At 51.4% G+C, this 14845-nt stretch carries 10 protein-coding genes; 6 read left to right on the top strand and 4 right to left on the bottom strand.

All coding sequences use genetic code 11. The features are described 5' to 3' along the window. Positions 1–406 precede the first annotated feature (406 nt). From smc to CX664_RS01000, 5 genes are all read left to right on the top strand, one after another. Complete coding sequence (gene smc / locus CX664_RS01020) at positions 407–3916, top strand: chromosome segregation protein SMC (protein ID WP_101744915.1); 3510 nt, start codon at positions 407–409, stop codon at positions 3914–3916. A gap of 249 nt (positions 3917–4165) precedes the next feature. Beyond that, positions 4166–5365 (top strand): cell division protein ZipA, encoded by a 1200-nt coding sequence (gene zipA, locus CX664_RS01015; protein ID WP_101744914.1) that lies wholly within the window; start codon positions 4166–4168, stop codon positions 5363–5365. Positions 5366–5449: 84 nt separating this feature from the next. Beyond that, a complete protein-coding gene (gene ligA, locus CX664_RS01010) occupies positions 5450–7504 on the top strand; it encodes an NAD-dependent DNA ligase LigA (RefSeq protein WP_206679383.1) in 2055 nt (684 codons plus the stop codon). A 142-nt stretch (positions 7505–7646) separates the two neighbouring features. Continuing rightward, the gene (locus CX664_RS01005; RefSeq protein WP_101744913.1) at positions 7647–8228 is read left to right on the top strand and encodes a transglycosylase SLT domain-containing protein; all 582 of its coding nucleotides are present in this window, start codon (positions 7647–7649) and stop codon (positions 8226–8228) included. Between the two features lie 374 nt (positions 8229–8602). Beyond that, complete coding sequence (locus CX664_RS01000; RefSeq protein ID WP_101744912.1) at positions 8603–9214, top strand: hypothetical protein; 612 nt, start codon at positions 8603–8605, stop codon at positions 9212–9214. A 186-nt stretch (positions 9215–9400) separates the two neighbouring features. Here CX664_RS01000 and CX664_RS00995 read toward each other — a convergent pair whose 3' ends face one another. From CX664_RS00995 to CX664_RS00985, 3 genes are all read right to left on the bottom strand, one after another. Continuing rightward, positions 9401–9637, bottom strand: coding sequence for a YheU family protein (locus CX664_RS00995; RefSeq protein ID WP_101744911.1), 237 nt, complete (start codon positions 9635–9637; stop codon positions 9401–9403). After that, positions 9637–10389 carry a tRNA (N6-threonylcarbamoyladenosine(37)-N6)-methyltransferase TrmO gene (gene tsaA / locus CX664_RS00990; protein WP_101744910.1) on the bottom strand — a complete coding sequence of 251 codons (753 nt, stop codon included), beginning with the start codon at positions 10387–10389 and terminating at the stop codon, positions 9637–9639. Before tsaA ends, CX664_RS00995 begins: the two co-directional genes overlap by 1 nt. A 130-nt stretch (positions 10390–10519) precedes the next feature. Next, the gene (locus tag CX664_RS00985) at positions 10520–11677 is read right to left on the bottom strand and encodes a MalY/PatB family protein (protein ID WP_101744909.1); all 1158 of its coding nucleotides are present in this window, start codon (positions 11675–11677) and stop codon (positions 10520–10522) included. Positions 11678–12009: 332 nt separating this feature from the next. Here CX664_RS00985 and CX664_RS00980 point away from each other — a divergent pair, with 332 nt between their 5' ends. Further along, positions 12010–13386: a hypothetical protein gene (locus tag CX664_RS00980; RefSeq protein ID WP_145999743.1), complete on the top strand. Its 1377-nt coding sequence runs from the start codon at positions 12010–12012 to the stop codon at positions 13384–13386. A gap of 222 nt (positions 13387–13608) precedes the next feature. Here the strand turns inward: CX664_RS00980 and mnmH are convergent, their stop codons facing one another. Beyond that, positions 13609–14730 carry a tRNA 2-selenouridine(34) synthase MnmH gene (mnmH, locus tag CX664_RS00975; RefSeq protein WP_101744907.1) on the bottom strand — a complete coding sequence of 374 codons (1122 nt, stop codon included), beginning with the start codon at positions 14728–14730 and terminating at the stop codon, positions 13609–13611. Between the last annotated feature and the right edge of the window lie 115 nt (positions 14731–14845).

Here is a 14845-nt window from a genome sequence, read left to right as displayed (position 1 = left end):
TTCATTCATTTGAAAGGGCGACTTTTCTATTGACTGTGTTAATGTGTAAGATCTGGATTGAAAGAAGTATCAACTCTTTCAAACAAACGATTCGCTATGACAAGGAACCGGAGCCCAAAGCAACATGCTATGAATGGTGGTTTTGCCGGAGCATAAAGCCCCATAGCGTGAACTATTGGTCAGTATTCAGGCTCAAATATCGTAAGTAGTTAACCAAATGAAATCGTATTTTCTGACTAAGTTGTCAGTTACTCTGCGGCGTTACAACTCCGGTCACATAGCTACGGCTATGCTCCCTACGTTGTGCCTTGCATAGTAACTGCCCACTTAGCCAGAAATATACGATTCCATTTGGCCAACTACTTATACCGAGCCGGGCCCCGACAGTGAAGAGCTAAAGGAAACGATGCGTTTAAAATCCATCAAACTGGCCGGATTCAAATCGTTTGTGGACCCCACAACGGTGCACTTTCCCTCCAACATGTGTGGGGTGGTAGGCCCCAACGGTTGTGGCAAGTCGAATATTATTGATGCGGTTCGCTGGGTCATGGGGGAATCGTCCGCCAAGCATTTGCGTGGCGAGTCCATGACCGACGTTATCTTTAAAGGCTCCAACAGCCGCAAGCCTGCCAATCAGGCGTCTGTGGAGCTGATCTTTGATAATAACGAAGGGCGGGTCACTGGAGAGTTTGCCGCTTACCGGGAAATCTCGGTCAAGCGAACAGTTAACTCCGATGCCAAGAACACCTATTTTCTCAACGGCAGTAAGTGCCGCCGTAAAGATATTATGGATATCTTCCTTGGCACCGGTCTTGGGCCCAGAAGTTACGCCATTATCAGTCAGGGCATTATCTCCAATCTGATTGAATCCAAACCGGAAGAGCTTCGGGTATTTATCGAAGAAGCAGCCGGTATCTCCCGCTACAAGGAACGCCGTCGTGAGACGGAAAACCGCATCCGGCGAACCAATGAAAACCTTGAACGACTGACCGACCTGCGGGAAGAGCTGGGGCGTCAGCTTGGCCATCTGCAACGACAGGCTCAGGCGGCGGAAAAGTACAAACAGTACAAAGCCGAGGAACGGCTGAAAAAGGCCCAGCTGCAGGCATTGAAGTGGCAGACCATCAATACCGGAGCCCAGTCCCAGGAACAGGCCATCCGTGAGTTCGAGGTTCAGCTGGAAGCGGCAATCAGCCAACAGCGTTCAGCGGATGCCGCCATGGAAGATGATCGTGTTCAGCAGATGGAGCTGAGTGACCGTTTTCATGAAGCGCAATCCAGTTATTACGGCACGGGCAATGAAGTCACCCGTATTGAACAGACTCTGCAGCACCGGGAAGAACGTTCCAAAGAGTTGAGTCGCGACCTTGAACAGGTGGAGCACAGCTGGGAAGAGGCCCGTGAACAGCTGGCGGATGATCAGCAACAACTGGAGTCTTTCCAGGAAGAGCTGATCGAGCTGGAGCCGGAGCTGGCCATGCTGCAGGATCAGGAGGCGGACTCTGGTGATGTCCTGACCCGGGCAGAAGAGGCCATGCAGCGCTGGCAGCAGGAGTGGGATCACTTCAATCAGCGATCCCATGAACCAAAACGAACCGCTGAAGTTGAGCAGTCCCGCATCCACCATGCCGAGCAGGTGATGGGGCGTTTGCAGGAGCGGGAAGGTCGCCTGAAGGAAGAGTCCGCCGCGCTCGGGGGAACTGAAGACCAGGAAGAGATGACGCTCCTGTCGGAAAAACTGACCGAACTGGAGTTGACCGCAGAAACCGTTGAACTGCGCATCGAAGAGTGTGTTGATGCAGTTGAACAACAGCGTGATCAGGTGCAGAACCTGACGGCGGAGCTGGAAAGCAACCGGGATGAACTCAGCATGGTGCGAGGTCGTCATGCTTCTCTGGAGGCTTTGCACCAGGCATCACTGCATCAGGATACGGGCACCATTGAGTGGCTTGAGCAGCACCAGCTCAATAACCACACCCGTCTGATGGATAAGCTTCAGGTCGATGCGGGCTGGGAACGTTCGGTTGAAACCGTTCTGGGCGATAGCCTCCAGGCCGTGTGTCTGGATAGCCTTGATCCTGTCGCTGATGCACTGGGTGCGTTAGAGCAGGGATCGCTGGTGCTGCTGGAGGTTGGTGCAGGCCAGCAACACACCCCTTCGTTAAGTGAGTTGCCACTGCTGGCCGACAAAGTGATCAGCGGTCGGGAAGCTCTGCCCTTATTGGCTGGAATCTATGCCGCAGATTCACTGGAAACGGCGCTCTCCCTGCGTGCAAAACTCCAGGCTGGCGAATCGATCATTACACCGGATGGCATTTGGCTCTCTTCCGGCTGGCTCCGGGTTAACCGGGGTGTCGATAATAATGCCGGTGTGCTGGAACGTCAGAAAGAGATGGACGCGCTGGGTGACAAGCTTACAACTCTGGAAGAAAGCAGCCTGCTATTGAAAGAACAGCTGGAAGGCGCAAGGGCAAAACTCGAACAGCACGAGACTCAGCGGGAGCAGCTGCAAAAGCAGCTGTCCGAACTCAACCGGAACCAGGGTGAGGTGCGGGCGGATCTTGGTGCCCGAAAGGTCCGGTTAGAACAGTTTTCCGAGCGCCGTCGACGGCTTGAGCAGGAGCTGCAGGAAGTCAGGGAGCAGTATGGGCTGGAGCAGGAGGTGATTGGCGAGTCCCGCATGCGCCTGCAGGAAGCTTTGGATCATATGGAAGAAGACATTGGTCGCCGGGAAGCGATGCAGGAGCAGCGTGAAAAGCTTCAGGCTCGTCTCGAAGAAGTACGTCATCAGGCCCGTTTTGATCAAGAGCGGGCCCATCAACTTGCCCTTCGCCAGCAATCCATCAATACCCAGATAGGCTCTCTGAAAGCAGCCATTGAGCGTTTAAGCCAGCAGTCTACCAAGCTCCGGGAACGGCGGGAATTTCTCCGGGAGTCCATGTCTGAATCCAACTCACCAGAGGGGGATCTGCGGGAACAGCTGGAAGAGATGCTGGCCAGACGTCTTGAGCAGGAAGAGACGATGCAGCAGGCCCGGATGGCACTTGAAGAAGTGGAGCAGCGGATTCGTGCTGGTGAGAAGGTCCGTCACAGTGCTGAGCAGCAGGCGCAGAAAATTCGCGAACAGTTGGAAAAGCTGAGGATGGACTGGCAGGGCATGCAGGTTCGTCGAACGACACTGGCTGAACAGCTGAAAGAAGATCAGTTTGATCTGGCAACGGTACTTGAGAACCTTCCGGATGACGCATCTGAGCAGCAGTGGGAGCAGGAGCTGGAACGGATCGCCGCACGCATTGAGCGTTTGGGCGCGATTAACCTGGCGGCCATTGAGGAGTACGAAACCCAGTCAGAGCGCAAACAGTATCTGGATGCCCAGAATGATGATCTGGAGTCAGCCCTGAATACCCTGGAGAATGCCATTCGCAAGATCGACAAGGAGACCCGTCAACGGTTCAAGATGACGTTCGATAAGGTCAATGCCGGTCTCCAGGAGTTGTTCCCCCGGGTATTCGGCGGTGGGCAGGCCTATCTGGCCTTAACCGGAGAAGACCTGCTGGATACCGGAGTGGCTATAATGGCTCAGCCCCCCGGCAAGAAAAACAGTACGATCCACCTGCTTTCCGGTGGTGAAAAGGCCCTGACGGCTATTGCCCTGGTATTTGCCATCTTCCAGTTGAATCCGTCGCCTTTCTGTATGCTGGATGAGGTGGACGCCCCTCTGGACGATGCCAACGTTGGGCGGTATGCCAAAATGGTCTCTGAGATGAGTGATAAAGTGCAGTTTGTTTACATCACTCACAACAAAATCGCCATGCAGGCCGCCAGTCAGCTGGTGGGTGTCACCATGCATGAGCCGGGTGTATCCAGACCGGTATCGGTGGATATTGAGCAGGCGGCGGCGATGGCTGAGTTGTAACTATCCGGTATGCTTAAGAGTTGGATAAATAAGCTATGACATTGACATTACGCAGTATATAAAGCACGTAAAGTAAACGTTCATGGCTTAATTTGTTATTTTTTTATTGTAATATTGCAACGTTGGTCGATTGCAGCAGTAATTAATGCAGATGTGATAAATGACGGTGGTCTGTTGTCATCAAGTGTTATCACAGGGAAGCAGACTGCAATTCGGGCGTTGTTTCAAGGTCTACAGGGCAGCAAGGACATGAGTTTGCGAGATTGGCTGATACTCATAGGAATACTGGTAATCGCCGGCGTACTGGCCGACGGTTATCGCAGGATGCGATTGGCCAGAAAAAGGTCATCGGAAATCAGCTTTGGTCTGGAGGAAGTCAAAGGCTATGACGATGATTTTTCCAGTGAACTGCCTAATGGCGGTGCCCGGCCCAGTGCGCATAAAGAAAGCACTCTGAAAGAGAGCTTTCTGAAAGAAGGGTTTGCCAAAAAAGAGCCTGCCAGGCCCCGTGTTGAACCCGGGTTTTCCGGGAGCGACTATTTCGATGACTACCCGGAAGAGGGTATCGAAGAACCGCCCGTGTACCCTGAATCCTTGAGACAGCGCCATCGTCACCCTGAAGAAGCTGAACGGCATACAGAGCAAAGCGACGCCGGGGAAAAAGCGAGAGTTCAAAGAGCGCTTGATCTGGATGAGCCTGTTCCGGTGCTGATGAATCTGGACGAGTCACAGCAACCCTCAAGAAGTAAACGCCCGTCGTCTGCTGAGGATCATTTACAGTCTGGCGGCTTTTCACGGACAGCAGGCGCTGACCGTTCTGTTCGCTCCCGTGAAACGTCCAGATTGGATGCTGAGCCGGAAGAGTTTGTTGGTCAGCCAAGAGCGGCAACCAGTCAGGGCAAGGCACCGATTCAGGAACGTGACGTTTCGGCCAGAGAGAGCTCCAACCCACAGAAAGAACTCAACCTGGGGGGGCGTGAGAAGGCAGAGAAGCTACAAGAGCGCCCGCCCGCCAGTGAAGTGATTGTGATCAATGTGCTGGCCAAAGGCGGCGGTGTTTTTGCCGGTGACCAGCTGATGCAGTCCATGCTGGCATCCGGCATGCGCTTTGGTGATATGTCGATCTTCCATCGATATACCAATGCCGATGATACCGGAAAAATCCTGTTCAGCATGGCCAACGGCGTAAAGCCGGGTACCTTTACCATTGATAATCTGGAAGCCACTGAAACACCGGCTTTGAGTCTGTTCATGAGTCTGCCGGGGCCGGAAAAACCCATGCAGGCCTTTGCCCTGATGGAAGAGACGGCCCGTCGTCTTGCCCTTGATCTGGGCGGTGAGCTGAAAGATGAGCAGTTCAGCGTGATGACTCAGCAGACCCTTGAACACTGTCGTCAGCGTATTCGTGAATATGAGCGCAAGCAGCTGGCGAAACAGCCGGTGCATTGATATTCCTGCTGGCCCGGCCATTGCTATCTAATGTTTTCTTCAGCGGGTTCTCAGGCAGAGAACCCGCTGGCCTTTGATAATTCCATGAGCATGACTTCTTCAGATATCCCATCGGTTCCTTCCCTTGAGCTTGCAGAGCAAGAGATACTTCAGCTGCGTCAGCAAATCAGCGAGCACAACCATCGTTACTATGTCCTGGATGAGCCGGAAATTCCCGACAGTGAATACGATAAGCTGTTTATCCGCCTGAAATCCCTTGAAGCTGCATACCCACAGCTGATAACTGAAGATTCTCCCACCCGGCGGGTCGGCGGCACGCCTCTGAAAGCGTTTGGTCAGGTTCGCCATGAACTGGCCATGCTCTCCCTGGATAACGCTTTTGATGCAGAAGATCAGGCGGACTTTAATCGTCGGGTTAAAGAGCGGCTGGGCACCACTGAAGACATTGAATACGCCTGCGAACCCAAGCTGGATGGTATTGCTGTCAGCCTATTATACGAAGATGGTCTTCTGGTCAGGGCAGCTACCCGTGGCGATGGCACTACCGGGGAAGATATTACCCAGAACATTCGTACGATTGAATCAATCCCACTCAAGTTGATGGGCAATGGCTGGCCTCGACGCCTTGAAGTCCGGGGCGAAGTGTATATGCCAAAGGCTGGCTTTGAACAGTTAAACCGGCGGGCCAGTGCCAAAGGTGAGAAGACCTTTGTTAACCCGAGAAATGCAGCGGCTGGCAGTTTGCGCCAGCTGGATTCGCGGATAACGGCTAAACGACCATTGACGATCTATTGCTACAGTGTTGGTGTTGTCGATGGCGGAGCACTGCCTGACACCCACGGTGAGATACTTGCCTGTCTGAAACAATGGGGTTTACGAGTCAGCCCCGAACTGCAGGTGGTCAAAGGTGTCCAGGCCTGTGAAGACTACTATCAAGCCATGGCTGAAAAACGTCAGGGGCTGCCTTACGAGATTGACGGTATTGTTTATAAAGTGAATGCCATTGCCCGGCAGCAGGCCCTGGGGTTTGTTGCCCGGGCGCCGCGCTGGGCCATCGCCCGTAAATTTCCGGCACAGGAAGCGATCACGACTCTTAAGGATGTGGAGTTTCAGGTAGGCAGAACCGGTGCTATCACTCCAGTTGCCCGTTTGCAGCCGGTGTTTGTGGGAGGGGTGACGGTCAGTAATGCGACCTTGCACAACATGGATGAAATTGCCCGGCTGGATATCAAAATAGGCGACAGTGTCGTTATCCTCCGGGCGGGTGATGTTATTCCCAAGGTGAACCGGGTTATCCACTCCATGCGTCCTGATGATGTTCGGGATATCATCTTTCCCGATCGCTGCCCGGTCTGCGACTCTGAGCTGGAACGTGAAGAAGCCATCCTGCGCTGTTCTGGCGGGCTGTTCTGTTCAGCCCAGCGCAAAGAGGCTATCAAGCACTTTGCTTCTCGCAAGGCGATGGATATTGATGGTCTTGGGGATAAACTGGTTGAGCAGCTGGTCGATCGTCAATTGATCGCAACGGTGGCAGACCTGTTCAGTCTCAATGCCCCGGAGGTTTCCGGCCTTGAACGTATGGGGAAAAAGTCGGCCGAGAACTTGATTAATGCGCTTGATCAGTCCAGAAAAACCACGCTTCCCCGTTTTATCTACTCATTGGGCATTCGCGAAGTGGGTGAGGCAACCGCACAGGGGCTGGCAGGTCACTACCGCGATTTGCATAAATTGATGGCCGCTTCGGTGGAAGACTTGCAAACCGTGGATGATGTTGGCCCTGTGGTTGCTGGTCATATTGAGAAGTTTTTCCGTCAGGAACACAACCGCGAAGTGATTGAAGCACTTCTGGCGAAAGGTGTTGCATGGGAAACGGAATCGCCGGTTGTAGAAAGAGGCGATCAACCGCTTGCAGGTGAAACCTGGGTGTTAACCGGGACGTTAAACACAATGACCCGCGACGAAGGTAAGGCCATCCTGCAAAAACTGGGAGCCAAGGTGACTGGCTCAGTTTCAGCAAAAACATCAGCCTTGCTGGCCGGTGACAAGGCCGGTTCAAAACTGGCCAGGGCAGAGAAGCTGGGAGTGCGTGTCGTCACTGAGGATGACTTTATGCAGATGAGGCAGGCCTGGGGCGTGTAGCGTCTGCGGCAATTTGATTGGAGCTGAACCTCAGAGGTTGTAAACACTCCAGAAAATCTGGACTGATGAAGCAAGCTAAAGGCTATCTTTTCTCAGTGCTCCTGGTGATCTCTGTGGCTGAACATTGGAGGATGGCGGCTGAATGTCAAACCTGAGTCGAAAGCTGTTTATTTTGATCCTGTCTGCCGTGCTGGCAGGCTGTGCCAGTAAGGCACCACCCGAGAAGCCCCACAACCTTTGCAGTGTCTTCAAGGAAAAACGCGGCTGGTATAAAGATGCAAAAAAAGCCAACCAGCGCTGGGGTACCCCCATCCAGATTATGATGGCCATTATGTATCAGGAATCATCTTACCGGCACGATGCCCAGCCGCCACGGCCATGGTTCCTTTTCATTCCATTACCCCGTAACTCTTCCGCTTATGGCTACCCGCAGGCGCAGGATGGCACCTGGGAGCAATATGTTAGCGAAGCCGGAGGTTTCTTCCCCAGCCGTGAAGACTTTGGCGACGCGATTGACTTTATTGGCTGGTATACCCACAAGTCCCGCAAGCTGAATGGGACTTCACTGTGGGCTGCCGATCAGCAGTACCTGAATTACCATGAAGGCTGGAACGGTTACCGCAAGGGAACCCATAAGAAAAAGAAATGGTTGTTAAGCACCGCCAGCACAGTAAAGCGCAGGGCCAGTAACTATGGTGAGCAGTTGCGCCGCTGTAGCCTGTAGTGGATATAGTGGGCATCATTTCGATGAGTTTGATGGGTTCCTTCTATCAATGACGCCCAAATGCCGTTCGTCCTGAGTCGGAGCCGAAGGACGCTCAGGGTGAACGGGGATTATACACCTCAAACTCATTGAAATGGTGTGCCAGGCTTTGGCATCCTGCGTCGCCCTGCCTTTCACACCCATGTGGTCGTACGAGATTCGGGGCAGCTTATGAAATATCCGGGCTGACGTTAACTGATCATTGGTCAGGGGTATTGAATCGTTGGATTGTCCGTTCACCGTGGTTTGATTGATTTATTGAATTATATTTTTTGAACCTTTCAAGCTTTATTTTGTCTGTTCAAGAGAACAGGTATTCAATAAAGGCAATACTTATGATTCCTTCTTCTTCCTTACCAACCCCTTCGACACCGGATCTACCGGAAATTTCCCAGGAGACCAATGCTGTTACCCCTGAAAATGTTGGCACAGCTAAAACCGTTGGCCTTGATAACCCAGAGAACCATGGTGCTGCAGCTAAACCGTTAGCAGCATATTCCATTGAGTCTTCTGATGATGAGTCTGAAGGTGGTGGTAATGGCATTCTAAAGCTGGAAACTGGTGATTATGAACGGGTTACCATCAACAGGAATATTCAAGCTGTAGACATGGATGGTAGTTTATGCCTTGTTCATGTTCCTGATGATGGAAGGGGTTATGTAGCCTGGCATATGGAACCTCCCGATGTGACCTTTTTACTGAACCCCACTCGGCGAGCCATGGCTGCGATATTTTTTCCAGAAGAAATCCGTGCTGCTGAAAATCATGCTGGCTATTGGCAGGAAGAAGTGCAGAGAAAGCCTGGAACCACCTATTTATGTGGTCCCGTTGCTGATGAGTTGGCACAGAATTTTTTTAATGTTGATCCAGCTAATGTCCTCAGAACTGAAGAAGGCCCTGTCTCAGTTACATTTGACATTGCCACTCGAAGTTTTCATACAAATTAGCACGGCTGACATAACCAGCCATGAGGTTTTGCAGACAGATAAACGTCGTTGACAAAGGGTGGAACACGCGCTGTTTCAAGTAAAAGACAACGTTTTACATATTGCCCGCCCGGGTAACTTTGTCTGGGGGATCTTGTCCAGAATAATGGATCTGTTGTTCCGGGCAGCCTTCTGGAAAAAGGATGATCAGACATCCTGCTCGCTGAGGATTTGTCTGGCAACGTCTTTGTGCAGAATATTCGGTGTCTGGCTTTCCTGATCAAATACGATCACCATGTCGCCGGATTTCAAGCGGGATAATACCTGCGCCACTCGCTTTGCAAGGGCGTCGTCATAGCCATTATCCGTCCCTTCACGGCTGACAAACTCTTCGATCAGACTTTTAAGCGTCTCGGGCTCAATCATTTCGTAGGGAATAATCATTACCCATTACCTTCCACTGTTTTCACGTCAAGCTTCAGAGGTTCCAGCTCTTTAACCAGAAAGTGCTGGTTGGTGTACTCCCAGACCACATTCAGGTCCCATAGTGCGGTGCCATGGCGTCGTCCGGAGGATTCCCTCAGGTAGGCGGGTCTCGGGTCCTGGCCAAGTACCTGTTCGATCAGCAGAATCAGCTGCCTGCCGGTTCGTTGTTGATAACGCAGGCATTGGTTCATGGCCTGATCGGTGAACTTCACTTCTGCCATCGCCATTGGCAGGGGAGCAAAGCCACCCTTGGCATCAGGCAGGGCGTCGGCATAGGGCAGGTAGGGTTTGATATCAATAACGGGAGTACCATCAAGAAGGTCCACCGCCCCCAGCTTCAATATCAGCTTGCCATTGCCGGACTCAATGCCGCGCAGTTCAACCACGGACATACCCATAGGGTTTGGCCGGTGTGTGGAACGGGTAGCAAATACCCCCATGCGCTGCCGACCTCCCAGTCTTGGTGGGCGAATGGTTGGACGCCAGCCCTCATCCATGGTTTTGTGGAAGATAAAATGTACCCAGATATGTGAAAACCCATCCAGACCACGAACCAGGTTTTCCTGATTGTAAGGGGGGAAAAGCTCCAGTGTTGCTTCAGCGGCGGTGACAATGCCGGGCTGACGGGGGATTCCAAATTTCTGGCGGTAGCAGGAGTGAATAACACCTAACTGTGCAAACTGAAATGAGTGGTTGGTGATCTCTTTCACGGTGAGTCTGACAAGTTGTTGGGCTGGATATAATGACCGCAGGTGCTGTTATAAGCAATTAGGCTTTGTGACCACAGAGGCACAGAGTTCAAGAATAAATTATTTCTTTGTGTCTCTGTGGTGAAAGTTTTTAATCCATTGACTGCATTTGTGCAACGGCTCTGGCTATTCGTGCCACGCCTTCTTCCAGCACAGATCGGCTGCAACCAAAGTTAAGCCTCAGGTAATTTTCATCGCCAAATTGCTTTCCGGGGGACAGGCCAACACCGGCCTGGGCAAAGAACTGATGAGGATCTTCCAGCCCCAGTCCGCTGACATCAATCCAGGCCAGATAGGTTGCCTGCAGTGGTTCCATGGCCAGGCCGGGAATGTTATTGATGGTTTCCAGCAGGTAGTCGTGATTACCACGGAGGTAATCCAGCAATGACTGACGCCAGGGTTCACCATGACGATAGGCCGCTTTCGCAGCGGTGTAGCCAATCAGGGCGCTGTCCACTGACGGCACAATACCGGTGCGAACCTGGTTGAACTGATGACGTAACTGATGATTGGGAATAATCGTGAATGCGCAGCCGAAACCGGCCAGATTGAAGGTTTTCGATGGTGACATAAGCGTCACTGAGTTGTCTCGGGCAAATTCGCTGATGGCAGCGTAGGGAATATGTTCCGCATGGCGATCAAGAATCAGGTCGCAATGCACTTCATCGGAGCAGACCACAAGGCCATGTTTTTTACAGAGTTGCTCAAGCTTCTCCAGTTCTGCCCGGGTAAATACCCGACCGTTCGGGTTTTGCGGGTTGCAGAGCATCAGTAGTTTGCAGCTGGGGGTGATTTTCTGCTCCAGGCTGTGGAGATCGAGTACCCATTGGCCGTTTTGCTTAATCCATTCCACACCGATTAGCTCACGCCCAGCCAGTTTGGGTGCCATAAGAAAGGGATAATAGACAGGAACGGGGGAAATGACGCCTTCGCTTTTGTCGGCATAGGCACGAACACAGACATTAAGGGCAGAAACCAGGCCCGGCATCCAGACAATCCATTCTGGCTCAATATCCCAGTGGTAGAGATGGCGACAGCGCTCAACGACAAGTTGTTCCAGTTCGCTGTCTGGCTCGGTGTACCCAAAAACCCCATGGTCGATGCGCTGGTGCAGTGCTTCGATGATTTCAGGTGCTGACTGGAAATCCATATCCGCTACCCACATGGGGAGAACGTCAGGGCTGAAGCGCTCCCATTTAAGGCTGGAGGTGTTGGTTCGATCCACCACTTTGTCGAAATCGATGTTCATTGCGCTATCCAGTGTTTGTTTTCCAGTGTTTATTTTCTGGGTATCTTATTAATATTCAGTTTTTTAATTGGCTTTTGGAATAAAATTGGAACAACCGCCTAAAACTTTTGTCTACTGCTTAGTCATATAAAAACTAACATAGTAGAGTCAGGATGATATCAAGCTTTATTTCCAGCCATATTCTGCCAGCGATGCCATTGTGTGAAAAACAAGCCACCAGTGGAATAGCTGAACCAAACAATTTTGCTCAGCAGCGTTCATCAGCATTGTCGCAGGATCAGATTGCATTCTGGTCATGTCATTCTCAAATTGGCTCCCGGCGATGCGTCAATATGACTGAGTTTATCCATGCCTATATCCACCCACCTGGCCTGCATGTTGATGGGACTCCGATGTCGGATCAGGAGCGGTTGGAAGAGAGAGAGTTCGCCTCGCTGGTGGATTCTATGACTGGCAGGAGTGCTTGCCAACACGCCACAATCGCTGAAAGAAGCGTGAAGCCTTTCAGGCTGAATGGCCTTACCTCGATGTTAGTTGGGCTTGTGTATATTCTTTCCGGTACGGGCGCTGTGGTGTTCCCTGTTCACAGGAGGGGCAATAACTGCAGGTTGACTGACGACGCCCTGGAAATAGCCTTCTGTCAGGAAGCCAGATTTGAAAGAGAGAAACCGGAAGATTTGATCTGTTCGCATGCTGACGATTGTCCTGTGAGGGGGTATCCTGACACATCATTTTCGGTTAAATCTACCCATTCAGTCTGTCAGGCCATTACCAATCGACATCCAATGTTCCATGAATTTGAACGGATCAATAAATCGTTTCTTGATCAGCTCTTACCAACTATTAACGAAGACCGTCAGGAGAAGATCATTCAAGCCTACCGGTCAATGAGCTTTGATCTTAACAACCGGGAGGGCTCAAACGTTGCCCTTATTCTATCCGGTGGCACCCGGGCGACCGCCCAGCTGACCAGAGAAAATCACGCCGCTTACGCCAGGCTTCGGGGTATCAATTACCGATTTGTATATCCATTTGAATTTCGCGAAGAACTGGGGGCAAAGCAGTTGTACTGGCTGAAAGTCTTCGCTCTTAAAAACGTCCTGGAGTGTGAAGAGGTGCCTGCCGGTCAATGGGTGGTGTGGCTTGATGATGATATTGTTATCAATGACTTTGCCGGTATTTCCGGAATGCTCGACAAGTATATCAAAGAGTTTGGGAACGCTGATCTGCTTGTTGCCGGAGACAACCGCTGGGCCTTGCTTAATACCGGGATACTATTGGTGAAAAAGACCGAGAAAGCACGGTCATTTTTGCATATGTGGTCGTTATTCAGTAATGACCGGGTGCATGGCTATCAACCGCAAAATCATACGTTGCACGAGCAGGGTGTATTGAAATACCTCGTTAAGCATGGTTTCTTATTTGCCCCAATCAACAAAGACCTTAACTTGATCAGGATAGTTCCAAACAGGGTCAGGACCAAGGGGCTCAATCTCAATACCTACCAAAGGGATTCATTTGTCAAGCAACAGCCCTGGTACGATCAGAGCCTGCAAATTCAGGGCGTTGATGAAGAGCGGGAGCAGGGCTATGAGGATGGTGACAGTTTTATTCATCATGGCACGAAGCTATTTCGAACCCGGCTCATTTTGGAGTCATTACAACAGGCCATCGATAGTTATCAGCGTCTTAAAGGAATTATCTTTTAATAAGTTCCCGATTTCAGTTCACCCTGAAGCTTGTCGAAGGATCGTGCCACCGAACTTCGACAAGCTGAACGGAGTCAGGCAATGAAAATAGGGAAGTTATTTCCAGACAACTCCAAAGAGGCATCTCAGTAATAGTGCTTTTTTTCGAAGCTCCTTATGGATATGGCAATTTCAGGCAAGGCTCTGTATTAAAAGCCTTGCTAACGCCAATGTCGGCCTGAACTAGTTTATCAGCGATGAGTTGTAGTAATGCTCAATAGCCTCACGATCCCCCCGAAAGATCACTTTACCCTCCTTCTGCCCCAGCTGATAGTCATACATGGGGTCGTAATAATTGCTGAGCAGATCACCGATCAAAGGGCTGTAGCCTGCTATTCCTCCGCCCGATCTATGTTGCACAATGGCGTTTTCCAGAATGTCGGTTAATTGCTGATAGCGTTCTCCACCCAGTCGGCGGCGAATACGGTAAAGGCTACCAGAGAGGCCTTCGACAAATTGCTCAAAACCCTGTGGTTCACCATAAGCGGCAATAAACTCGGCAAGATTGTCGGTTACATACTCCTTAAGACCAATCCTGACCCGCTCTTCCATGGTCTCTTCGAGCAAAATTAACGGGGATTGCTGCATTTTGTCCCGCATCGTCTGGGGCAGGCTGCAGCGGCCAATCAGTTTACTTTCATCTTCCAGCAGTACCGGCATTCCGGGGTGTCTGTGACGGTGCTTCAGCAGCGCGATGGACAGGCGGTTTTCAAAATCGATCTGGCCCGGCTGTCCACCGTATCGGCGGCCAAAGCTGGAGCCTCTGTGGTTGGCGAGGCCTTCCAGGTCAATGCTGTAAGGCAGTTGTTGAATCAGCCAGGTTTTGCCGGTACCGGTTTTGCCACTGAGGATAATGAATGGAATTTCATCAATGGAGCGTTCCAGTTCATCGATCAGAAAACGTCTCAGGGCTTTATAGCCACCTTTGATTAATGGGTAAGGGTAGCCAGATTCCTTCAGCCACTGCTGGGTAATATGGGAGCGTTGTCCACCACGAAAGCAGAACAGGTACCCTTTTGGCTGTTGCCTGATAAGTGATTGCCAGGCTTCGAGTCGCTGAGCCCGGATATCATCAGTAGCCAGTCTGTAGCCCAGGGTAACAGCCGCCTCAGGTCCTTCTTCTTGATAACAGGTACCAATCAGTTCCCGTTGGTGGTCATCCAGAATGGGGATATTGATCGCCAGGGGGAAACTGCCCTTGGCGAACTCCACAGGGGCACGAACATCCATCAACGGAATGTCCTGAAGAAAAATAGACAGGAAGTCTTCAGTGTTGGCTCTTTCTTGATTTTCGGATGTCGTCATTGAGGGCTGCTGTGGCTGATCAAAACTGCATAGTTTCGTATCCGTAGCAGTGATTTGGCAAGTGTGAACAGGTGCAGGAGTAACCGTAACTACCCCTACTGGAACGTCACCACAG

Source organism: Endozoicomonas acroporae (genome assembly GCF_002864045.1).
Taxonomy (GTDB): domain Bacteria; phylum Pseudomonadota; class Gammaproteobacteria; order Pseudomonadales; family Endozoicomonadaceae; genus Endozoicomonas; species Endozoicomonas acroporae.
This window is presented reverse-complemented; position numbering and strand designations above follow the sequence as displayed.